Annotated in this window: 18 protein-coding genes; 5 read left to right on the forward strand and 13 right to left on the reverse strand. The window is 66.6% G+C overall.

Annotation, left to right across the window (positions count from 1 at the left end; translation table 11 throughout):
• Positions 1-103 precede the first annotated feature (103 nt).
• Positions 104-844 (reverse strand): FAD-dependent thymidylate synthase, encoded by a 741-nt coding sequence (gene thyX / locus BJ965_RS10215; RefSeq protein WP_030853261.1) that lies wholly within the window; start codon positions 842-844, stop codon positions 104-106.
• A 175-nt stretch (positions 845-1,019) separates the two neighbouring features.
• On the opposite strand from thyX, the gene BJ965_RS10220 reads away from it, so the two are divergent.
• Complete coding sequence (locus tag BJ965_RS10220; RefSeq protein WP_184908376.1) at positions 1,020-1,259, forward strand: hypothetical protein; 240 nt, start codon at positions 1,020-1,022, stop codon at positions 1,257-1,259.
• Positions 1,260-1,371: 112 nt separating this feature from the next.
• Positions 1,372-1,923: a PH domain-containing protein gene (locus BJ965_RS10225; protein ID WP_184908377.1), complete on the forward strand. Its 552-nt coding sequence runs from the start codon at positions 1,372-1,374 to the stop codon at positions 1,921-1,923.
• A gap of 71 nt (positions 1,924-1,994) precedes the next feature.
• On the opposite strand, the gene BJ965_RS10230 is transcribed toward BJ965_RS10225, so the two are convergent.
• The 5 genes from BJ965_RS10230 to rpsO form a co-directional block, all read right to left on the reverse strand.
• Positions 1,995-2,450, reverse strand: a complete 456-nt coding sequence (locus BJ965_RS10230; protein WP_030853253.1) for a tetratricopeptide repeat protein — start codon at positions 2,448-2,450, stop codon at positions 1,995-1,997.
• A 13-nt stretch (positions 2,451-2,463) separates the two neighbouring features.
• On the reverse strand, positions 2,464-3,216 hold the full coding sequence (gene dapB / locus BJ965_RS10235; protein WP_184908378.1) for a 4-hydroxy-tetrahydrodipicolinate reductase: 753 nt from the start codon (positions 3,214-3,216) through the stop codon (positions 2,464-2,466).
• Positions 3,217-3,244: 28 nt separating this feature from the next.
• Positions 3,245-4,624 (reverse strand): M16 family metallopeptidase, encoded by a 1,380-nt coding sequence (locus tag BJ965_RS10240; RefSeq protein WP_030853247.1) that lies wholly within the window; start codon positions 4,622-4,624, stop codon positions 3,245-3,247.
• Positions 4,621-6,840, reverse strand: coding sequence for a polyribonucleotide nucleotidyltransferase (locus tag BJ965_RS10245; protein WP_184908379.1), 2,220 nt, complete (start codon positions 6,838-6,840; stop codon positions 4,621-4,623). The genes BJ965_RS10240 and BJ965_RS10245 overlap by 4 nt, the downstream gene beginning before the upstream one ends.
• A 309-nt stretch (positions 6,841-7,149) precedes the next feature.
• The gene (rpsO, locus tag BJ965_RS10250) at positions 7,150-7,437 is read right to left on the reverse strand and encodes a 30S ribosomal protein S15 (RefSeq protein WP_003993372.1); all 288 of its coding nucleotides are present in this window, start codon (positions 7,435-7,437) and stop codon (positions 7,150-7,152) included.
• 265 nt (positions 7,438-7,702) lie between these two features.
• Between rpsO and BJ965_RS10255 the strand changes: the two genes are divergently transcribed.
• Positions 7,703-7,996 carry a DUF397 domain-containing protein gene (locus BJ965_RS10255; protein ID WP_184908380.1) on the forward strand — a complete coding sequence of 98 codons (294 nt, stop codon included), beginning with the start codon at positions 7,703-7,705 and terminating at the stop codon, positions 7,994-7,996.
• Between the two features lie 128 nt (positions 7,997-8,124).
• Here BJ965_RS10255 and eccD read toward each other — a convergent pair whose 3' ends face one another.
• Positions 8,125-9,630, reverse strand: coding sequence for a type VII secretion integral membrane protein EccD (gene eccD, locus BJ965_RS10260; protein ID WP_184917031.1), 1,506 nt, complete (start codon positions 9,628-9,630; stop codon positions 8,125-8,127).
• 316 nt (positions 9,631-9,946) lie between these two features.
• Between eccD and eccCa the strand changes: the two genes are divergently transcribed.
• Complete coding sequence (gene eccCa, locus BJ965_RS10265) at positions 9,947-13,921, forward strand: type VII secretion protein EccCa (protein WP_184908381.1); 3,975 nt, start codon at positions 9,947-9,949, stop codon at positions 13,919-13,921.
• 10 nt (positions 13,922-13,931) lie between these two features.
• Positions 13,932-14,984: a hypothetical protein gene (locus tag BJ965_RS10270; RefSeq protein WP_184908382.1), complete on the forward strand. Its 1,053-nt coding sequence runs from the start codon at positions 13,932-13,934 to the stop codon at positions 14,982-14,984.
• A gap of 446 nt (positions 14,985-15,430) precedes the next feature.
• On the opposite strand, the gene BJ965_RS10275 is transcribed toward BJ965_RS10270, so the two are convergent.
• The 6 genes from BJ965_RS10275 to BJ965_RS10300 form a co-directional block, all read right to left on the reverse strand.
• The gene (locus BJ965_RS10275; RefSeq protein ID WP_184908383.1) at positions 15,431-15,925 is read right to left on the reverse strand and encodes a hypothetical protein; all 495 of its coding nucleotides are present in this window, start codon (positions 15,923-15,925) and stop codon (positions 15,431-15,433) included.
• A 137-nt stretch (positions 15,926-16,062) separates the two neighbouring features.
• Positions 16,063-18,360 carry a hypothetical protein gene (locus BJ965_RS10280; protein ID WP_184908384.1) on the reverse strand — a complete coding sequence of 766 codons (2,298 nt, stop codon included), beginning with the start codon at positions 18,358-18,360 and terminating at the stop codon, positions 16,063-16,065.
• 10 nt (positions 18,361-18,370) lie between these two features.
• Complete coding sequence (locus BJ965_RS10285) at positions 18,371-18,856, reverse strand: hypothetical protein (RefSeq protein ID WP_184908385.1); 486 nt, start codon at positions 18,854-18,856, stop codon at positions 18,371-18,373.
• Between the two features lie 282 nt (positions 18,857-19,138).
• Positions 19,139-19,441, reverse strand: coding sequence for a WXG100 family type VII secretion target (locus BJ965_RS10290; RefSeq protein WP_184908386.1), 303 nt, complete (start codon positions 19,439-19,441; stop codon positions 19,139-19,141).
• Positions 19,442-19,529: 88 nt separating this feature from the next.
• On the reverse strand, positions 19,530-19,868 hold the full coding sequence (locus tag BJ965_RS10295; protein WP_097221214.1) for a WXG100 family type VII secretion target: 339 nt from the start codon (positions 19,866-19,868) through the stop codon (positions 19,530-19,532).
• Between the two features lie 93 nt (positions 19,869-19,961).
• The gene (locus tag BJ965_RS10300) at positions 19,962-21,059 is read right to left on the reverse strand and encodes a S8 family serine peptidase (protein WP_246546636.1); all 1,098 of its coding nucleotides are present in this window, start codon (positions 21,057-21,059) and stop codon (positions 19,962-19,964) included.
• Between the last annotated feature and the right edge of the window lie 101 nt (positions 21,060-21,160).

Here is a 21,160-nt window from a genome sequence, read left to right on the forward strand (position 1 = left end):
GACCCGTTTGATCAGGCTAGATGAACTTCTCCAAATGCCGCAATACGGACACTTCGCACGGCTGAACCGTACATCTGTACCTGACCGGGCGGCCGGGGGCGCGTTACGGCGCCACGCGTCCGTTTCCGTTGAAGGCCGCGTAGGTGAGCGGCATGAGCCGGGCCCACTCGGCCTCCATCTTCTCGCCGACCATCTCGATCTCGCGCTGCGGGAAGGACGGGACCTTGGCCAGCTCGTGCTGGGTGCGCAGGCCGAGGAAGTGCATCAGCGAGCGGGCGTTGCAGGTGGCGTACATCGAGGAGTACAGGCCGACCGGGAGGACCGCACGGGCCACCTCGCGGGCGACGCCGGCGGCGAGCATCTCCTGGTAGGCCTCGTACGCCTGCCGGTACGAGTCCTCCATCACGCGGCCGGTCAGCTCCTGCTGGGCCTGGGTGCCCTCGACGAAGACGTACTTGCCCGGGCGGCCCTCCTGGACCAGCTTGCGGGACTCGTCGGGGACGTAGAAGACGGGCTGGAGCTCGCGGTAGCGGCCGCTCTCCTCGTTGTACGACCAGCCGACGCGGTGCCGCATGAACTCGCGGAAGACGAAGATCGGGGCGCTGATGAGGAACGTCATCGAGTTGTGCTCGAAGGGGCTGCCGTGCCGGTCCCGCATCAGGTAGTTGATCAGGCCCTTGGAACGCTCGGGGTCCTTCTTCAGCTCGTCCAGCGACTGCTCGCCGAGGGTCGAGACGCGGGCGGCGAAGAGGACGTCCGCGTCGGACGCGGTGTGCTTGACCAGCTCGACGGTGACGTCGCTGCGGTAGCTGGGTTTGAGGTCGTCGGCGGGAGTGTCGGTCACGGTTGGCAGGGCCTTCCCATCTCGTCGTGTGGCGACGCCACTCTACGGCCCGGCCGATTCGGTGCGATCGGTGGCGTGCCGCAATGAAGTTGGTGAAACGGGGCACCTCTGAGGGAGTTCGTTCGTCTCTACAGACGAAAGTGATCCGTTCCACCCTGAAGGAGAAGTACCCCTGATGTTCGGTCGGCGTGAACCCGTACCGTTTGCCTTCGTCGCCGAGGCCGACAGGTTCCGCAGCAATGTCACTCCCCCGCCGCGCGAGCGGTCGTCCGTCGGTCAGATGGCCGGCCGTTGGCTGCTGGGGCTCACCATCGTGGCGGGGCTCGTGGGGTCCCTGGTCATCGGGACGCCCGCGCTGTCGCCCGGCAAGGCGGCTGATCAGCCTCAGCAGTCGCAGGCGTCCGAGAAGCGCTGAAGAGCACCGCACCGGCGGTGACTCCATCCGGCCCCCCGCCAGTGGTGACCGGGCACACAGATCGGTAGCCTCACCGGGCACAGCCCACGCATGGATCGAGTGAGGACCAGCCGTGCCCCTGCCCTTCCTGACGGCCGACCGTGTTTTCGAGGCGGCGGACGATGTTCCGTTGCCCCACGACGACCGTGACCACTGGCGGCGGCCCTACCGGCCCGGGCCCTGGCGCGTCGGCGTCGCGGCGCTCGCGCTGCTGCTCGCCTCGTTCGTGCTGTTCGCGGCGGTCATCATCGCCGCGACGGCCGAACTGGCGTCGGCCGCGGTGGTGTTCGCGCTCGCGCTGCTCGTCATCACCGCGGCGCTGCGGCTGCTGCGCATGGGCGTGTGGGTCAGCGCGCGCGGGCTGCGACACGTGGGGTTCCTCACGACGCGTACGGCGGCCTGGGAACAGATCGCCTCAGTGCGTACGGTGCAGCAGCCGGTGCGCTGGCTGGGGCTGCCGCGGACCGTGCAGGGGCAGGCGCTGCTGCTCGGGCGCCGGGCCGGCACCGCCGGTCCGGTACCGCTGATGACGACGCACAACGCGGACTTCGTGGGCCGCGCGGAGGCCTTCGACCGGGCGGCGGACTCGGTGGAGACGTGGGCCGAGGAGTACGGCCCGCGCTGACGTCCTCGATCATGCCGGCGGGGCCGGACCGTTCGCACGGTCCGGCCCCGCCGGCATGAGTGGGCCGCGGGTCAGGTGGTTTCGGGCTGCTTGCCGTCGTGCAGGGCGATCGCGTGCTGCATGGCCTTGCGGGCGCGCGGGGTGTCGCGGGCGTCGTGGTAGGCGACGGCGAGGCGGAACCAGGTACGCCAGTCGTCGGGGGCGTCCTCAGTCTCGGCCTTGCGCTTGGCGAAGACCTCGTCGGCCGAGTCGCGGTCGATGCGCCCACTGGGGGTGCGCCGCAGTTCGTCGACGGGCAGTCCGCCCTCGGCGTCGAGTTCGGCGGCGAGTTGATTGGCCTTGCGGGCGAACTGGGTGTTCTTCCACAAAAACCACAGGCCGATGACCGGCAGGATCAGCACGGCCACACCGAAGGTGACGGTGAGCGGTGTGCCGGTCTCGATGAGCAGGACGCCACGGCTGCCGACCAGGACGAAGTAGACGACCAGGACGGCGGCGGTGACGGCGTAGGTGAGCTTCGCGCGCATGACGGTCAGAGGCTCAGTTCAGGTCCAGGAAGTGTTCCAGGCCGAACGTCAGGCCCGGGGTGCTCACCACGCGGCGGGCGCCGAGCAGGATGCCCGGCATGAAGCTGCTGTGGTGGAGCGAGTCGTGGCGGATGGTGAGCGTCTCTCCCTCGCCGCCCAGCAGGACCTCCTGGTGGGCCAGCAGGCCGCGCAGGCGGACGGAGTGCACGGGGATGCCGTCGACGTCCGCGCCCCGCGCGCCGTCCAGGGCGGTCTGCGTGGCGTCCGGTGCCTGGGCCGCACCCGCCTCGGCACGAGCCGACGCGATGAGCTGGGCGGTGCGCGTGGCGGTGCCCGACGGGGCGTCGACCTTCTTCGGGTGGTGGAGCTCGATGACCTCCACCGACTCGAAGTACGGTGCCGCGATCTGCGCGAACTTCATGTTCAGTACGGCCCCGATGGAGAAGTTCGGCGCGATGAGCACGCCCGTCTCCGGGGAGGCGGACAGCCAGCCGTTCAGCTGCGCGAGGCGCTCGTCGGTCCAGCCGGTGGTACCGACGACCGCGTGGATGCCGTGGCCGACGCAGAACTCGAGGTTGGCCATGACCGAGTCGGGCGTGGTCAGTTCGACCGCGACCTGGGCGCCGGCCTCGGTCAGCGTCTCCAGCTGGTCGCCCCGGCCGAGGGCGGCGACCAGTTCCATGTCCTCGGCGGCTTCGACGGCTCGTACGGCTTCCGAGCCGATCCGGCCCTTGGCGCCGAGGACCGCCACACGCAGCTTGCTCATCTCTTGTGCTTCCTTCACCAGGGGTTTGTCAGGCGACGGCGTCGTTCAGGCGGGTCGCCTGTTTGTCCTTGAGCGGGCCGATGACCGACAGGGAGGGCCGCCGTCCCAGGATCTCGCGGGCTACCTCGCGGACGTCGTCCGGGGTGACCGACGCTATCCGGGACAGCATGTCGTCGACCGACATCTGCTCGCCCCAGCACAGCTCGCTCTTGCCGATACGGTTCATCAGCGCGCCGGTGTCCTCCAGGCCGAGGACCGTGGACCCCTGGAGCTGGCCGATCGCACGCCCTATCTCGTCGTCCGAGAGGCCGTGCTCGGCGACCTGATCGAGCTCGTCGCGGCAGATCTTCAGCACGTCGTGCACCTGTGAGGGCCTGCAGCCGGCGTAGACGCCGAACAGGCCGCAGTCGGCGAAGCCCGAGGTGTAGGAGTACACGCTGTAGGCGAGGCCGCGCTTCTCGCGGACCTCCTGGAAGAGGCGGGAGGACATGCCGCCGCCCAGGGCGGTGTTCAGCACGCCCAGGGCCCAGCGCCGCTCGTCCGTGCGGGCCAGGCCCGGCATGCCGAGCACGACGTGTGCCTGCTCGGTCTTGCGGTCGATCAGTTCGACGCGGCCCGCGGTGCGCAGGGCACGCGTGCCGCTGCGCGGAGCGACCGGGTCGGCGGCGAGGTCGCCGAAGGCGCCGGCCTTCTCGAAGGCGGCGCGGACCTGCCGTACGACCTGGGCGTGGTCGATGTTGCCGGCGCAGGCGACGACCAGGTGGGTCGGGTCGTAGTGCTTCTTGTAGAAGCGGCGGATGCGGTCGGCGGTGAGGGCGTTGACCGTGTCGACCGTGCCGAGGACCGGGCGGCCGAGGGGGTTGTCGCCGAACATCGTGTGCGCGAACAGGTCGTGCACGCAGTCGCCCGGGTCGTCCTCGGTCATGGCGATCTCTTCGAGGATGGCGCCCCGCTCGACGTTGACGTCGTCCTCGCGGATGAGCGAGCCGGTCAGCATGTCGCAGACGACGTCGATGGCCAGCGGCAGGTCGTTGTCGAGCACGCGTGCGTAGTAGCACGTGTACTCCTTCGCCGTGAACGCGTTCATCTCGCCGCCGACCGCGTCGAGCGCGGCGGAGATGTCCAGGGCCGACCTGCGGCTGGTGCCTTTGAAGAGCAGGTGCTCCAGGTAGTGGGTGGCGCCGTTCAGGGCGGGGGTCTCGTCGCGGGAGCCGACGTGCGCCCAGATGCCGAAGGTCGCGGAGCGGACCGAGGGCAGGGTTTCGGTGACGATGCGCAGGCCGCCGGGGAGGGTGGTCTTGCGGACCGTACCGATGCCGTTCTCGCCCTTGATGAGGGTTTGGGTACGGGCGACGGCCCGCGCCTCCGAGGAGGTGCGGGCCGTCGCCTTGGAGCGCTGGGACGTCACTTGTCGGCGTCGTCCTTCTTCTCGTCCGAGCCTTCCTCGCCCTCGATCACGGGGATCAGGGAGAGCTTGCCGCGGGAGTCGATCTCGGCGATCTCGACCTGGACCTTGTGGCCCACACCGAGGACGTCCTCGACGTTCTCCACGCGCTTGCCGCCGGCGAGCTTGCGGATCTGCGAGATGTGCAGCAGACCGTCCTTGCCCGGGAGCAGCGACACGAACGCGCCGAAGGTGGTCGTCTTGACGACCGTACCCAGGTAGCGCTCGCCGACCTCCGGCATGGTCGGGTTGGCGATGCCGTTGATCGTGGTGCGGGCGGCCTCGGCGGACGGTCCGTCGACCGCGCCGATGTAGATCGTGCCGTCGTCCTCGATCGTGATGTCGGCGCCGGTGTCCTCCTGGATCTGGTTGATCATCTTGCCCTTGGGGCCGATGACCTCGCCGATCTTGTCCACGGGGATCTTGACGGTGATGATCCGCGGGGCGTTCGGGGACATCTCGTCCGGCGTGTCGATCGCTTCCATCATCACGTCGAGGATGTGGAGGCGGGCGTCACGGGCCTGCTTGAGGGCCGCGGCCAGGACGGAGGCCGGGATGCCGTCCAGCTTGGTGTCCAGCTGGAGGGCGGTCACGAAGTCCTTCGTGCCGGCGACCTTGAAGTCCATGTCGCCGAAGGCGTCCTCCGCACCGAGGATGTCGGTGAGGGTGACGTAGTGCGTCTCGCCCTCGATCTCCTGGGAGATCAGGCCCATGGCGATACCGGCGACGGGGGCCTTCAGCGGCACACCGGCGTTCAGCAGCGACATGGTGGAGGCGCAGACCGAGCCCATGGACGTCGAGCCGTTGGAGCTCAGCGCCTCGGAGACCTGGCGGATCGCGTAGGGGAACTCCTCGCGCGTCGGCAGGACCGGCACGAGGGCGCGCTCGGCGAGGGCGCCGTGGCCGATCTCGCGGCGCTTCGGGGAGCCGACGCGGCCCGTCTCGCCGGTGGAGTACGGCGGGAAGTTGTAGTTGTGCATGTAGCGCTTACGGGTCACCGGGGAGAGGGTGTCCAGCTGCTGCTCCATGCGGAGCATGTTCAGCGTGGTGACGCCCAGGATCTGGGTCTCGCCACGCTCGAACACGGCGGAGCCGTGGACCCGCGGGATGGCCTCGACCTCGGCGGCCAGGGTGCGGATGTCGGTGACACCGCGGCCGTCGATGCGCTTCTTCTCCTTGATGACGCGCTCACGGACCAGGGTCTTGGTCAGCGAGCGGTACGCGGCGGAGATCTCCTTCTCGCGGCCCTCGAACTCCGGGAGGAGCTTCTCGGCGGCGAGCGCCTTGACGCGGTCCAGCTCGGACTCGCGCTCCTGCTTGCCGGCGATGGTCAGCGCGGAGGCGAGCTCCGGCTTGACGGCGGCGGTGAGGGCCTCGAGAACGTCGTCCTGGTAGTCCAGGAAGATCGGGAACTCGCCGGTCGGCTTGGCGGCCTTCGCGGCGAGGTCGGCCTGGGCCTTGCAGAGCACCTTGATGAAGGGCTTCGCGGCGTCCAGACCGGCGGCGACGACCTCCTCGGTCGGCGCCTCGGCGCCGCCCTCGACCAGCTTGATGGTCTTCTCGGTGGCCTCGGCCTCGACCATCATGATCGCGACGTCGCCGTCCTCCAGGGTGCGGCCCGCGACGACCATGTCGAAGACGGCGTCCTCGAGCTCGGTGTGCGTCGGGAAGGCCACCCACTGGCCGCTGATCAGCGCGACGCGGACGCCGCCGATCGGGCCGGAGAAGGGCAGGCCGGCCAGCTGCGTGGACGCGGACGCGGCGTTGATCGCCACGACGTCGTACAGGTGGTCGGGGTTGAGCGCCATGATCGTGGCGACGACCTGGATCTCGTTGCGCAGGCCCTTCTTGAAGGACGGGCGCAGCGGGCGGTCGATCAGGCGGCAGGTGAGGATCGCGTCCTCGGAGGGACGGCCCTCACGGCGGAAGAAGCTGCCGGGGATCTTGCCGGCGGCGTACATCCGCTCCTCGACGTCCACCGTGAGGGGGAAGAAGTCGAGCTGGTCCTTGGGGTTCTTGGAGGCGGTGGTGGCCGACAGCACCATGGTGTCGTCGTCCAGGTACGCCACGGCGGAGCCGGCGGCCTGCTTGGCCAGGCGGCCCGTCTCGAAGCGGATGGTGCGGGTACCGAAGGCGCCGTTGTCGATGACGGCCTCGGCGTAGTGGGTCTCGTTCTCCACTAGCGTTATCTCCTCGTCTTCGTCCCGTTGCTGCCCGTGTGGCAGGGGGACGGTTGCGGAGAAGCGCTCCGGGCTGTGCGGGCCGGTCTTCGATCGAAGCACCCGGGTTTCACTTGCCCCGGGGGCCACTACCGAGGACCGGCGGCGGCTAGGTGCGCCTCTCCTCTTCGTGTGGTGCTGTGTCGTCTTGTGGTGCTGTGTCGTCCGTATTGCGTTGTGCTACCACACTACAAAGCAGTGGTGACACTCCGCACGTACAGCAAAGGGAGCGGTCCCCTTTCCTTCGGGAACCGCTCCCCTCACGGCGTCTTACTTGGCGCCCGCCGCACCGCGGCGGATGCCGAGGCGGTCGACCAGCGCACGGAAGCGCTGGATGTCCTTCTTCGCCAGGTACTGGAGAAGGCGGCGGCGCTGACCCACCAGGATCAGCAGACCACGACGGGAGTGGTGGTCGTGCTTGTGGGTCTTGAGGTGCTCGGTCAGGTCCGAGATGCGGCGCGAGAGCATGGCGACCTGGACCTCGGGGGAGCCGGTGTCGCCCTCCTTCTGGCCGAACTCGGTGATGATCTGCTTCTTCGTAGCGGCGTCGAGCGGCACGCGTACTCCTCGTGGTCTGTGGTGGCCACCGAGTGCCCCCGGTCTGTGTCTCGGGGGAGCTTCCGTTACTCGGGAGGCGGGGATCCGCTGAGCGCGGCCTCCAGAGCGGCGCTCCGGGGGTGCGTACACAAACGGCCGTCGACCAGAGTACCAGGCGGCCGGGGCCCTCTTTGCCCTGGTCCCCGAACCTCCCGGCCGGAGCGGAGGGGGCCACTAGGGTGAGCAGATTCGGATCGTTCGTATGTCGGAAAGGGGTCGCTGCGGCATGGCGGAGACGGCTGAGGAGATCAAGGCACGCAAGGAGCGGGAGCGGGACGAGCTCTACGCCCTCGACATCTCCGGTGTCGAGTGGCACAGCGCGCCGGGCACCGAGGGCCACGAGGAGCGGGTCGAGATCGCCTACCTGCCCGAGGGGGCCGTGGCGATGCGGTCGTCGCTCGACCCGGGCACGGTGCTGCGCTACACGGAGGCGGAGTGGCGGGCGTTCGTGCTGGGGGCGCGGGACGGGGAGTTCGATCTTGAGTCGGCGCCCCGCAGTGGGGGGCATGGCCCGGAGTGACGGGGGCGGGCACCGGAGCCCTTGCCGGGTCGTCGGGCACTCCCCGACGACCCGGTGACCCGAACCGGCGACCCCCGGATCCGCCGGCCGGATGGACTGGGTGAACACGGAGGGCAGCGGGGCGAGGCTCAGCTGGTCATCGAGCGGACTGCCGAGTACACGTCGAACACCGCCAGGGTCAGCGGCACCAGAGTCAGCAGCACGAAACCCTCGGCGATCTCCAGGAAGCGTCCCCAGAACGGGGTGAGGCCGCCACGCGAGACGATCAAACCGATCGCCGTGACGAGCGCTGCCGTCGCGGCGATCGCCGCGACGAGCCAGATGGTCCGGAGGTCGAGGTCGCTGCGGTCGCCCGCAAGGGCATCGCGGACGATCGAGTGCGGCGGATTGAGTGCCAGCCCCAGGCCTAGCAGTACGAGAGAGGCGAGACCGGCGGCCAGGACGGGGGCCACCTGTCCGGTGTACCGGAAGAGATGGGCGCGCATCAGCATGGCCAAGCCGGTCGCCAGGGCCAGGAGCTGGGCCCAGACGTTCTCGGAGAACCCGAGGACCGCCGAGGAACCGATGGCGAGCAGTGCGCAGCCGCCCACCAGACCGACCAGGAGTTCGTGTCCACGCCGTGCCTGGGCGGCGACTCGCTCGGCGTCGACCGGCTCCTGGGGGGCGGGGTCTGGGGCGTACGCGCTGCGCGGGGCCGTGTTCGGGATGTCGAAGCCGATCGGGAGCCGGGCGAAGCGCATCGACAGCCCCGGCAGGAAGGCCAGGCCTCCGACGGCGATCGGGGCGCACAGGGCGGCGGTCCGGGAAGGCGTCCAGTCGGCGAGGATCGCCGCGAACACGGCGATCAGGCTGATGGCGGAAACGACGACGAAGCCGACGAACGGGCCGTCCCCGCTCGGCGAGCACAGGGTGAGCAGGACCGACGCCAGAAGCACCGCCGCGCAGGCGAGGAGGAACTGGAGCCGGCCGATGCCCTGTCCGTCGGCGAGCGCCAGGAGACCCGAGCCGGCCACGCCGACGTTGGGGAGAGCGCCGAGCCCCAGGGCGATGGCCGAGGCCCGGTCGTCGTAGACCCGGGCGCGCACGCAGGCCAGGACGACCAGGAGGACACCCGCGACGCCGGCGAGGGTGCCGGGCAGGCTGTGCATGTCGTGTCGCGGGTCGCCCATCCAGGCCACGAAGGCCAGCAGGACCGGCAGTACGCCTCCCCCGACGAGGCCCGCCGCGCGCGTCAGGTCGCCGCTCCACAAGGTGCGCTCGCTGGTCACGGCGGAGGCGACCGCCTCGGAGACGTCGTCGAAGACGGCGGGCGGCAGCGACTCGGAGAACGGGCGCAGCGCGAGGAGTTCGCCGTCGAGGATGCGCTGGGCGGCGAAGGAACGGGCACTGTCGAGGACAGTGCCGTCCCGGCGGACCAGGTGGTAGCCGACGGGCGCGCCCTCGGCGGGACTTTGCCGGGTGAGTGTGAGGATCTCCGGATACAGGTCGGCGACCGGGATGTCGTCGGGCAGCGCCACGTCGATCCGGCTGTCGGGCGCGACGATGGTGACGCGGCAGAAACCGAGACCCGTGCCCGCCCCGGCGGGAGTTCCCGTACCGGGTCCCCTTCCGGTGGCTGCCGCGGAGGCCGTCATGCTCACCTGCTGCTCCCCCTCAGTGAAGATTCTCTACCTACGGTACGGACGTCCTGCGCAGATTTCCCGTCCCCTGTGACCGATCGTGCGGCAAGGTCGCGGGACCAGCCCTCGGTGCCGGTCGCCGGGCGTCCGCAGGCGGCGGGATCTGACGCAATGCCCGTTCACTCCGGCTCAAGTCGCGTGTGCCGACGCGAACTTCCGGCACCCTATCGCCCTTGCTTCGCTGGGAATCAGTAGGATCGCGCGGCGGCCTGCGTCCGCCTGACACGGGGCGGCGGACGGACTCTCGGGCTGGTCAAGGGAATGGATGCCAGTGAGCCACATCGTCGTGAAGCGCCCGCCTCGGGTGCTGCCGTCCGAAGTGCCCACGCAGGACATCATCCTGCAGCCTCCGCCGGAACTTCCGCGGGGTCACCGGGAGAGCGTGCTGATGCAACTCCTGCCGACGTTGGGCATGGGTGGCTCGGTGGTCTTCTTCTTCACGAGCGGGCAGCCGTTCATGAGGATCATGGGCATGGTCATGATCGCCTCGACCATCGCCATGTCCGTCGCGATGGTGATCCGCTTCCGCCGCGGCTCCCAGGGGGAGTTGGCGGACATGCGCCGCGACTACCTGAGCTACCTGGCGCAGACCAGACGCACGGCCGTCGACACGGCGAAGGCGCAGCGTGACGCGCAGTACTTCCTCCACCCCTCCCCCGAACAGCTGTGGGCCCTGGTCGCCGAGGGCAGCCGGGTGTGGGAACGACGCTCCGGCGACGAGGACTTCGCCCAAGTCCGCGTCGGCCTCGGCGCGCAGGCCCTCGCCAGGGCCCTCGTCGCCCCCGAAACCGCCCCGGTCGAGCAACTGGAGCCGATGACCGCGGGTGCGATGCAGCGCTTCCTCGCCGTCCACAGCACCCTGGAAGACCTGCCGATGGCGGTCTCGTTGCGTGCCTTCTACCACGTCACGATCAGCGGCGACCCGCAGTCCGTACGGTCCTCCGCCCGGGCCATCACCGGTTCATTGGCCGCACTGCACTCCCCGGACGACCTGCTCATCGTGGTGGCGGCGGGACGCGAGGCCCTGCCCCACTGGGAGTGGGCCAAGTGGCTGCCGCACGTCCAAGCGCCCGGCGCCGTGGACGGAGCGGGCAGCCGCAGGCTGATCGACAGCGACACCCGCGAACTGGAGAACCTGCTCGCCGGCCGGCTGACAGGCCGCCCGCGCTTCCACCCGAACGCGGCGCCCCTGCCGGAGGAGCCCCACATCGTCGTCGTACTCGACGGCCTCACCCTGCCGCCGGACTCGGTCCTGGCCAATCCCGAAGGGCTCCAGGGCGTCACCGTCCTGGAGGTGGTTCCCGGCGATCTGAGCACGGGCGGCGGCGAGCTCTCCATCGTCGTACGGCCCGAAGCGCTGCACCTGGAGTCGGGACACGGCGTCGTCTACGAAGGAACCCCCGACGTCCTCTCCTACGAGTCGGCCGAAGCCCTCGCCCGGCAGCTGGCCCCGCTGCGGATGGCCTCGGGCGGTGACGACGACGAACCACTTCTCGCCAACCTGGAGTTCACCGATCTGTTGAACCTGGGTGACGCGGCGTCCGTCGACACCCGGCGCACCTGGCGGCCGCGGTCGCTGGCGGAGCGGCTGCGGGTGCCGATCGGTGTCGGCGAGGACGGGCGCCCTGTGATGCTGGACCTCAAGGAGGCCGCGCAGGAGGGCATGGGCCCGCACGGCCTGTGCGTCGGCGCCACCGGCTCCGGCAAGTCGGAGTTGCTGCGCACGCTGGTGCTGGGCCTCGCGGTCACCCATTCGTCGGAGACGCTGAACTTCGTCCTCGCGGACTTCAAGGGCGGCGCGACCTTCGCCGGCATGGCGCAGATGCCCCACGTGGCTGCCGTCATCACCAACCTCGCGGACGACCTCACCCTGGTCGACCGCATGGGCGACTCCATCCGCGGGGAACTCAACCGCCGCCAGGAGATGCTGCGTGACGCGGGCAACTACGCCAACATCCACGACTACGAGAAGGCCCGCGCGGCCGGTGCCGCCCTGCAGCCCATTCCGTCGCTGGTGCTGGTCATCGACGAGTTCAGTGAGCTGCTGACGGCGAAGCCCGACTTCATCGAGATGTTCGTGCAGATCGGCCGCATCGGCCGGTCGCTCGGTGTGCATCTGCTGCTGGCGTCACAGCGCCTGGAGGAAGGCCGCCTGCGCGGTCTGGAGACGTACCTGTCGTACCGAGTCGGTCTGCGCACCTTCTCCGCCGCGGAGTCCCGCGCGGCGATCGGCGTACCGGACGCCTATGAGCTGCCGAACGTCCCGGGCTCCGGCCTGTTGAAGTTCGGTACGGACGAGATGGTGCGTTTCAAGGCGGCCTACGTCTCCGGCGTGTACCGCTCGGGCACGCAGCGAACCGCGCTGAGCGGCGGCCCGCTGCCGATGAACCGGCGGCCGGTGCTGTTCACGGCGGCCGAGGTGCCGGTGCAGTACATGGCTGTGCCACAGCAGCGCCCTTCGGCTTCGGACGGTCCGGAGGTCGACGACGCGCTCGCCGACACCGTGCTCGATGTGATCGTGCGCCGGCTGGAGGCCCAGGGCCCGGCCGCACACCAGGTGTGGCTCCCGCCGCTGGACAGTCCGCCGCCGCTCGACGGACTCCTGCCCGGCCTCACAGCGGTACAGGGCCGCGGCCTCACACAACCGGGCTACGAAGGCGCCGGCCGCCTGGTCGTACCGGCGGGCCTGGTGGACAAGCCCTACGAGCAGCGCCGCGACCCGCTCTGGGTCGACTTCTCCGGCGCGGCCGGCCACATGCAGATCATCGGCGGCCCGCAGTCCGGCAAGTCGACGCTTTTGCGCACCTTGATCTCGGCGTTCGCACTCACGCACACGCCACACGAAGTGCAGTTCTACGGCCTCGATTTCGGCGGTGGCGGCATGGCGGCGGTGGCCGGCCTGCCGCACGTGGGCGGGGTCGCCTCGCGCCTGGATCCGGAGCGGGTGCGGCGCACGGTGGCCGAGGTGTACGGCGTGCTGAACCGTCGTGAGGAGTACTTCCGCTCCGCGGGCATCGCCTCGATCGCGGACTTCCGGGCCAGGCGGGCCCGGGGCGAGATCCCGGTCACGGATCAGCCCTGGGGTGACGTGTTCCTGGTCATCGACGGCTGGGGCAACTTCCGCGCGGACTACGAGGCGATGGACCAGGTGATCCACGACATCGCGGCGCGCGGTCTCGGTTACGGCATCCACCTGATCCTTACGGCCTCACGCTCGATGGAGGTCAGGGCCAACCTCAAGGACCACCTGATGAACCGCTTGGAGCTGCGGCTCGGCGACACGATGGACTCCGAGCTGGATCGCAAGGTCGCCGCGAACGTCCCGGCGGGGGTGCCCGGCCGCGGACAGGCGCCGCAGAAGCTGCACTTCATGGCGGCGGTGCCGCGCATAGACGGTCTCACCTCCGACACGGACCTGGCGGGCGCCACGGCCGCCCTCGCAACCGAGGTCTCCCGGCACTGGCAGGCCCCCGGCGCCCCCGAAGTCCGGCTGCTGCCGCGCGAGTTCCCGGCCGACCAGCTTCCTCCGGGCGATCGCTTCCCACGCCGCGGCGTCGCCTTCGCCCTCGACGAGGACAACCTCGAACCGGTCTTCGTGAACTTCGAGCAGGACCCGTTCTTCCTCGTCTTCGGCGAGAGCGAGTCGGGCAAGTCGAACCTGCTGCGACTGCTGATCCGGCAGCTGACGCAGCGATACTCGGGCGACGAGGCCAAGCTGTTCGTCATCGACAACCGGCGCTCACTGCTGGACGTGACGCCGTCGTCCCATCTCGCCGAGTACATCCCCATGTCCAACTCCATGGACCACCACATGGCCGCCCTGGCCGACCTGATGAAGCGCCGCACACCGACCGCCGACGTCACGGCCCAGCAGCTGCGGGACCGGAGCTGGTGGCGCGGCCCCACGGTGTACGTCGTCATCGACGACTACGACCTCGTGGCCACGTCCAGCGGCAACCCCCTGGCGGGACTGACGGAACTCCTGCCGTTCGCCCGGGATGTGGGCGTGCGGTTCATCATCGCGCGGTCGACGGCGGGTGCGGGGCGGGCGTCTTACGAGGCGTTCATGCAGCGGGTGAAGGAGCTGGGCGCGCAGGGTGTGGTGCTGGCCGGCGATCCGGGTGAGGGCGACCTGCTTGGTGGGGTTCGGCCGCGGCCTATGCCTGCGGGACGGGGGGTCTTTGTGTCTCGGCGGAGGGGGAGGCCGTTGGTGCAGATCGGGTTGAGTCCGGAGGGGGCGTTCTGATGGTCGATGAATGCTGATGAGAAAACCAGTTACCATTCTCATACGTCGGGCAACTCTTTTTGGCGTTATGCCCCTGGTGCTTATTCTGGTCGGTGGCTACATCTGGTACCAGATGAGTGATACCGGAAAGGGTTGGCGCTACAAAGAGAAGCTGGCGACGTATTGCGACGGTTTGATCCCGTACGACGAGTCTGCCGTCTTCACCGGTCTCAACGCAGAGATCGGCCTGGCTCGCGACGAGCACCACCGTTTCGGTGACGGCAGGTTCAACTCCTGCCGAGTTTCCGACATGACGATGACCATCGGCCTGATCGCTGACGACGCCGTCAATTCCAGGCAGGATGAATTTGAAATGCTCGACACCTTGCGTTCGAGCGCCTCGGATACCCCTCCAAAGCCCCTCGGTGGCGGCTGGCAAGGGTATACGGATCTACGTAATACCGGTGTTGTACTACCTTGCAACAACAAGCCCGCATCCGTCGTCGTATCCATCGCCGGGGATGAGTCGCATGAAAATCCGCGCAAAGCCCGCAAGGTGGGGGAGCTCGCAGCCGCCGCCGCGCGAAATGCATCCGCCCACTGGTCATGCAAGACGAAGTTCGGCGGACGGATCCCTTCGATATCCGGGCCGGCGACGGAAAAATACCCGTCCTCCGCCACGGGCACCTGCAAGGGAATCCGCATAACTGGGTACGAGAGCATGCACATCGACTGGATCAAGGAAAGCAAGGAGTCCGGCACCACTCCACTGGAAATGTGTACGTTCGGCGAGTTTGGGGCAAATTCCGAACGCCTGTACGTGCTGGAAGCTGCGTTCGGCCCCTACGCCCAGCGTTTGCGGTCGGCGACCGATGAACCGGGAGCAATGAATGCAGATACCGGCCTCGGGCTTGACATGGCGTGGGCGACCGCTGCTTGCCCCGGCTCCGCACGGGCGATCTTTAGTATCTACGCAACGGAATACGCCGATCCACGGAAGGCTTTCCTAATCAAGTCACTGCGCGCGTTCGCAGAGCGCTCAGCCGCACGTCACGGCTGCACGGACCTGAGGCTACCGCGCTGATTAGAAAGGTTGTGCGTTTATGCAGTGCAAGAAGTGCACGCTCTTCCGGTGCCCCTCTACGAAATCCCACTAGTCTCTGGGAGACTCGATTCGACGACCGTCGCCATCGACACCGCCTTGCCCGTCATCGCGTGGTCTACGGCTGGTGCGGTGCGGACGTCGTACGAGGCATTCACCCAGCGGGTCAACGATTTGGGCACACACAGAGATGTTCCTGGCCGGAGGCGATACCTACGAGGGAATTCGAGACTGAGTGGGGTTCAGCCGCAGCCAATGCCCGCAGGACGGGGGCCGTCGTGCCTCGGCTCTGCAGAGTATTTGCTAGTTTGTGGATCGCGTAGATCGTCCGCCTTGAAGCGGGATACCACCCCCGACTCACTCACTTAATTACGCTGGCTTCACCTTTAGACAATGGTCGCAAGGGTTTACCAGCAGAACAGACCGACTCACCCATCAACGTCCAATTCATCTGGGATGTTCGGCTCATTGGTGCATTCCAGCTCATCCCGCAGCGTGCGAGCCAGTTTGACGGCCAACTGCTGGTGGAACGCCTCCGAGACCCTCGGAGGATCCGGCGCGCTGACCCTGGTTTCGAGAAGCACTTGCGCCTGCCCACTTGCGCCCTTGATGGCACAACGGAAAACGAGGTCGACGTCCCCGCCCACACTGGAGGGGTCAGCTACGTAGACATCCGCGGTTGCGCGATGCCAGCGTTCGGTGTTGGTCTGCACGGACTTCAGCGAATCTGCTGCCCACCTCGCCATCGCAGTAAAGCGGCCATTGCCCGACAGTCCACAGGTCTCGTATTCCTTGAATCCCCTGAGTTTGTCATAAGGGTCGATCGCTTCCTGTGCCAGACCCTTCTTGAGCTGGTCAACAGACAGAGCAGTGTTGGAGAACTTGAGATCGCCGGAATCAAGGCTAGCCCGCAGAGTCTCCACGTTCTTTGCTCCGAACAGCGCGTTACAGGTCTTCCACTGCGTGGGGTACTTTTCTCTTAGAGACGGCCCATTCGAGCAACCTGTCGACAATGCTAGCATCGCCATAGCGCCACACCAGAAAGACCGGGTCAAGGATCTCACGATGCCACCTTCTCATTGTTCGAGATAGCTGCCTTCCCGGCCAAGTAGGACTGTTCGATCTCATTAATGAGATCGGTGGCCTCGTTGTTATTCATGCCGGCATTTTGGGCGAATCTAAGAACAGGCTGAGTGGCTGCCCGCTCGCCGACCTTCTCCACGTCCTGCACGGCTTGAAGTGCCTGAGGGTCGTTTGTGTACTCGTGATCCTTCAGGTACTCCAACGTGTGGTTGCCATATGCGGTACTGACAGCGGATCCGGCGGACTCCATGACCAACGGAACCGCGGTGGCGGCCACAACGCCCACTGCCGGGCCTAGCAGTATCGCGGCACCAGCCGTCGCCGCCACCGTGACTCCTCCACTGACGAGCGACTTGCGCCACTCTCCGTTCTGCTCCTGCAGCATCTGCTGAGCCTCTTCGGGATCCTTGAATTCCTCACGAATCCCATGAGACCGCGATTCATCGAGGATTCCATGCACTTTCGCAGCATTTTGGGCAAATGTAATGCCACGATCTTCATCGGTCTCAAACGCCGCGAGGCCACTCGCCATAAAGAGCTGCTGAGCCGAGGTCAGTGACTTATATCCCTCCTCGTCGCCGGCCACCAGCATCATGAAGTTCCGCGCCTTTTGCTCGTCGAAGGATGTTCGCGTCGATCCGTCGCTGCTGTTCGCGAAGAGTGCATCTCGTCCCAGTGCGTCGCCCGAGCCACCGAAATTCATGATCGAATAGTTGAGGTCGTCGATGTACGACGCGCCCATCTTCGCCAGGCTGTCCTTCATTACCTCAGGTGGCGGGCCTTCCTCGGAGGCGACGTTGTAGCGGTTGATGACCTGCTTCATAATCTCGGCCGTATCGCTGTCCCGATGTAGCTCTGGTGGGTCCGCGTCCCAAGCGTCGCCTGTGACCGCCGCCTCCAGTGCGTGCCCGAGGGCGTCGGGGCCCATTTCCCGTGCATGCTGCGCTTCGTCGCTGCCGGGGTGTACGAGGCTGTCAGGAGCCCACTCAAAGTCCTTACCGTTCAGGACTTCGAAATAGTGGTAACCGAGTGTGCCATTCTTATCGACCGTGCCGTCCTCCTTGTACACGGTCGGCTCGTCGGTGAAGAAACTTTTTGCGGCTTCCGGACTGTGTCCGAGTCCTTCAAGTACGCTCGTAAGCGGGTCATAGCCTGCGCCGTTCTTTCCTGACGGGTTGTATCCCCAGTCGAGGTCGGCCCCTCCCGTCACCGGCTTGTTGTTCATGAAGAAGTCGGGATCTTTGTGGTGCAGTTGAACAACGTGCTCCGCGATGGGGTTGATGAACTCTGCATCATAGTTCCCGTATCTCAGTAGCCCCCCAAGGATTTGGTATCCGTGGGGCGAGTTCGGGGCTCCTGGGTAGATTTCGATTGGCCGGGTTCCCAGCTTCCTGAAATCTTCCCCCCAACTCGCCGAAAGGCGCGGCTCATTGTCCGGGTCAGTCGCTGTCGCGAGTGCGTGGCCCATGTTGCGCTGAAGCTGCCTGGTCAGGGCCAACCGCTCTTTATTGTCATCGCCCTGCGTACCTTCGAGAGCCATACGACCATAGAAGTCCAAAGTCTCCTCGGGCCCCCCAAGAGACTTGTAGAAGGCTGTACTGAAGTCTGCGTCCTTCGCGTTCCACTTCATGATGGAGTTCAATTCGGTGAACTGCTTGTCAGTCATCTTCGGACCAAGCTTCGCCAACTCCGCCGCCCGCTCAGACTGAGCGTCGCCTAGGGATTTGTACGAGCTGTGCCCGGCGTTGTGCGGATCGCTGCCGTGGCTCTTGCGGAGCGCGCGGGCCACCGACGCATCGATCTCTGCGGCGTGGGCGATGAGCCGATTGATGCGATTTTCCAACTCCTGCTTGGCATCAAGCTGGTCCTGGGTGCGCTCGTCGGTGTCGCCCCGGATGTGCTGGAAGTAGCAGCGAACCTTACCGTCGCCGATGTCCTCGACGCGGACCCCGAGGGTCGGGGCATCAGCCTGGACTGCGGTCTTGATCTGTTTTTGTAGGGAGGCAAGTTCTGTGTGGGCGTCGTTCAGGACCTGATAGATGCTGTTCGCCTCGGTGTGGAGGTCTGCGATCTCCTTCGTCGTCTTGGTGACGAAGCCGCGTGTCACTGTGGCGTTCGCACCAGCCCACCGGGCCTTCTCCGACTTGGCCTTCATTCCCCTGCGCGCATTCTGCGCTGCGGTCTTGAGCTTGTCGACGGCGCTCTTCCAGTCTGAGACGGCGGTGGCCAGCCTGCCCAGGTCCACCTCAACCAGATCCATATACTTGACGGCCACCGGGCTGCTCCTACTTGAAGTACTTGCTGAGCTCTGACACTGACTCAGCCAAACCGTCTCGGCTGCGCAGTACAGCCGCAATCTTGGCGTCGTCCTCGGCATGCAGCTTCTTGCTGTAGTCGAGATGATTGGAGATGTGCGCGCATGCCTGGAGCACCGCCTTGGACTGGGATGTCCAGACATCGACCGTTAGCTCCAGAGCGCTGCCCATCGCGAACCCATGCGCCTTCAGGGAGGCGGCAGCCTGCATCGTCGATCCGGCCCCGTCCTTGTTCATGCCCGCGCCGGCGATGTCTGTCCCGGTCCGAAGGTCCTCGTAAAGGGTGAACGCGTCATGGCCGACGGCTCCGAGGTCGTCCTGGTTGACCACCAGATCACCAGCGACACCACTCCCGCCTCCTCCGCCACCATCCGCAGCGAGCTGGTTGAGTCGCATGCCTGTCGATCCACTCTCAGCCACGCCGGCCTTGAGCTGCTCCCATTCGTCCCAGGCCATTTCCCCGCACCCTCCCACGATTTACGCTGACTCGTCAGTCCCGATAATGATTGATCACGGAGCCTTCTTACACCCGCCTCAACTTACCAACAGAGTCGACGGCTTAAGCAGTCGGACGTCAACCCGCATCACTGCTTCACACTTATCCGGAGCCGCACGACACTGCGCTGAACGCAACAGTGAACTTCTCTCCTCTCACCATGGAGAAGCTCGACTGATCAATGCAATACAGGGTGGGCACCTCCCGTGCGTGCCCACCCTGGTTTTGCAGACCGTGCGCTCCTACTGGAAGTAGCTGGCGCCCTTCAGGTCCCCGCCTCGGTAGTCACCGCCGGCGGTGTGGACCCGCTGCGAGATGTTGACCAGCGCCTGGTGGATGCCCCGCGCGTGTGAGTCCCACTGCTTGGACTTCTTCTGGAACTCCTCGTACGCTTCGCCGCCCCAGCCCGCGGACACGTTGAGCACGGCCTGCTTCAGGGCCTCGAGGTCCTCCTCGAGCTTCTTTGCCTGATTGCCGAGCTCGGTGGCGAGCGCATCCATGGTGCCGTAGGTGACGGCAAGTTCGTCGTAGTGGGCTCCGGACATGTTTCCCTCGTTTCAGTGCAGATTTCAGCCGGACTGCGCAGCCCGGACCACGGTGCGGCTCGCTGCCGCCGATGGCTCGTCAGTAGCCTCAGTAGCTGTTGAGCGCCGAAGTTTTTCCACCGAGATCGTCTACCGAGATCTGCTTGAGGTCGGCTTCGATCTGGTCTTCGAGGTTGCGCTTGTCCGTCTTGTTCAGGTTGATGCCCTCGAGGAAGTCGTCGAGCATCTTGCCGATCGCGACCATGTGCTGGTTGATTTCCGTCTGCTTCGTGTTGAACGCCTGGGCGCCCTGTCCCCTCCAGGCCTTCTCGATCATGTCGATCGTGCCCTGCAGCTTCGCGAGCGATCCCCTGATGTTGTCGTATCGATCGACGACCTCGGTCTGAAGCCTCTGTACGTCGCCTTCATTAAGCTTGCGGTCGACCATTTCGGCACTCCCCTTCGTAAGAGCTGTGGTTCGTTTCCGAGCGCGTCATCGCGCCGGAGAGGTCGTGTATGACCGGTTGACGCACGTGAGTCATCATGCTTTTCGCCGCGAGCGGATGACCGCGAAGGCACCGCCCCCGATCACCAGGGCCGCCCCTGCGGCTCCGAGCGCGACCCACGTCGTGGTGTTTTCGGACGACTCCGAGGTCGATCCTGCCGCCGAAGTCTGTCCGCCAGAAGGGCTCTTGGGGGCCTGTGACGAGGTTGATGCGGGCGCGGAGGGTGAGGCGGTGACGCCTGTGACGCCGGTTCCGTTCTCGAAGCTGAGGGGGTCGGTGGCGGCCGACCCCGGGTTGATGTCGCTGTTCTCCAGCACCTTGCGGGGGCGGACGGCGCCGTAGCCGAGGTAGTTACTCCGCTCGCCCTTCGCCCAGGTGCGGCCAGCTGTATCGATCATGGAGCGCAGGACCTGGTTGGCCGTCCAGTTGGGGTGGGCGGACCAGATGAGGGCGGCTGAGGCGGAGGCGATGGCCGTTGCCATACTTGTTCCATCGCCGTCGTCGCAATACGAGCGGAATGTCGCGTCGCACCAATAGGGAACGTTGAGGCCTGGGGCCCCCATATCGACATAGTTGCCGAACTCCGAGAATTCGCCCACTTTCCCCTTTTCGTCGCTGGCAGCCACCCCCACCACATAAGGATAGGCCGCCGGATAGCCGATGAAGTTTTTCGATTCGGCGTCGTTTCCGGTGGCAGCGAACATCAGTTTGCCCTTGGAGTGGGCGTACTTGATGGCCTTCTCCACGTCTGGGTCGATGATGTCACTGCCGAATGACATGTTGATGATCCGAGCATCACTGTCAGCCGCAGCCTTGATCGCATCGGCGACTGACGGTGTCTTCCTTTTGTCGGTACCCTTCACGCCTTTGGAGAGCACTCGATAGGGGACGATTTTCGAACCGGGGGCTAGGCCCTGCATACCGCCTCCCGCGCCAGTTCCGGCAATCAACTCCGCCATGCTGGTGCCGTGGCCGTCGTAATCCTCGGTGGCGTTGTACGAGACCGCCTCGGGTACCTCATCCCCGAGCACCTGGCCCTTCAGGGCCGAAGTATTCGGATTCACACCGCTGTCCAGCACGGCAACTTTGACGCCTTTGCCGGTGCTGATCTTCCACATGTCTTCGGCGTGCATCGCGTTCAAGTACCACTGCTTCGACGGGACGTCTGCGGCGGCCGCACTCGGAGTCAGCCCCGAAGACATGACTGCGAAAGCACCGAGTGCCGCGCACGCGG

This window comes from Streptomyces luteogriseus (assembly GCF_014205055.1).
GTDB lineage: Bacteria > Actinomycetota > Actinomycetes > Streptomycetales > Streptomycetaceae > Streptomyces > Streptomyces luteogriseus.

Excerpts from the sequence above, each read along its gene's own strand:
- BJ965_RS10220 (WP_184908376.1), top strand. The coding sequence starts at position 1,020 with ATGTTCGGTCGGCGTGAACCCGTACCGTTTGCCTTCGTCGCCGAGGCC.
- BJ965_RS10230 (WP_030853253.1), bottom strand. The coding sequence starts at position 2,450 with ATGCGCGCGAAGCTCACCTACGCCGTCACCGCCGCCGTCCTGGTCGTC.
- dapB (WP_184908378.1), bottom strand. The coding sequence starts at position 3,216 with ATGAGCAAGCTGCGTGTGGCGGTCCTCGGCGCCAAGGGCCGGATCGGC.
- BJ965_RS10255 (WP_184908380.1), top strand. The coding sequence starts at position 7,703 with ATGGCGGAGACGGCTGAGGAGATCAAGGCACGCAAGGAGCGGGAGCGG.
- eccD (WP_184917031.1), bottom strand. The coding sequence starts at position 9,630 with ATGACGGCCTCCGCGGCAGCCACCGGAAGGGGACCCGGTACGGGAACT.
- BJ965_RS10270 (WP_184908382.1), top strand. The coding sequence starts at position 13,932 with ATGCTGATGAGAAAACCAGTTACCATTCTCATACGTCGGGCAACTCTT.
- BJ965_RS10285 (WP_184908385.1), bottom strand. The coding sequence starts at position 18,856 with ATGGCCTGGGACGAATGGGAGCAGCTCAAGGCCGGCGTGGCTGAGAGT.
- BJ965_RS10290 (WP_184908386.1), bottom strand. The coding sequence starts at position 19,441 with ATGTCCGGAGCCCACTACGACGAACTTGCCGTCACCTACGGCACCATG.
- BJ965_RS10295 (WP_097221214.1), bottom strand. The coding sequence starts at position 19,868 with ATGGTCGACCGCAAGCTTAATGAAGGCGACGTACAGAGGCTTCAGACC.
- BJ965_RS10300 (WP_246546636.1), bottom strand. The coding sequence starts at position 21,059 with ATGCACGCCGAAGACATGTGGAAGATCAGCACCGGCAAAGGCGTCAAA.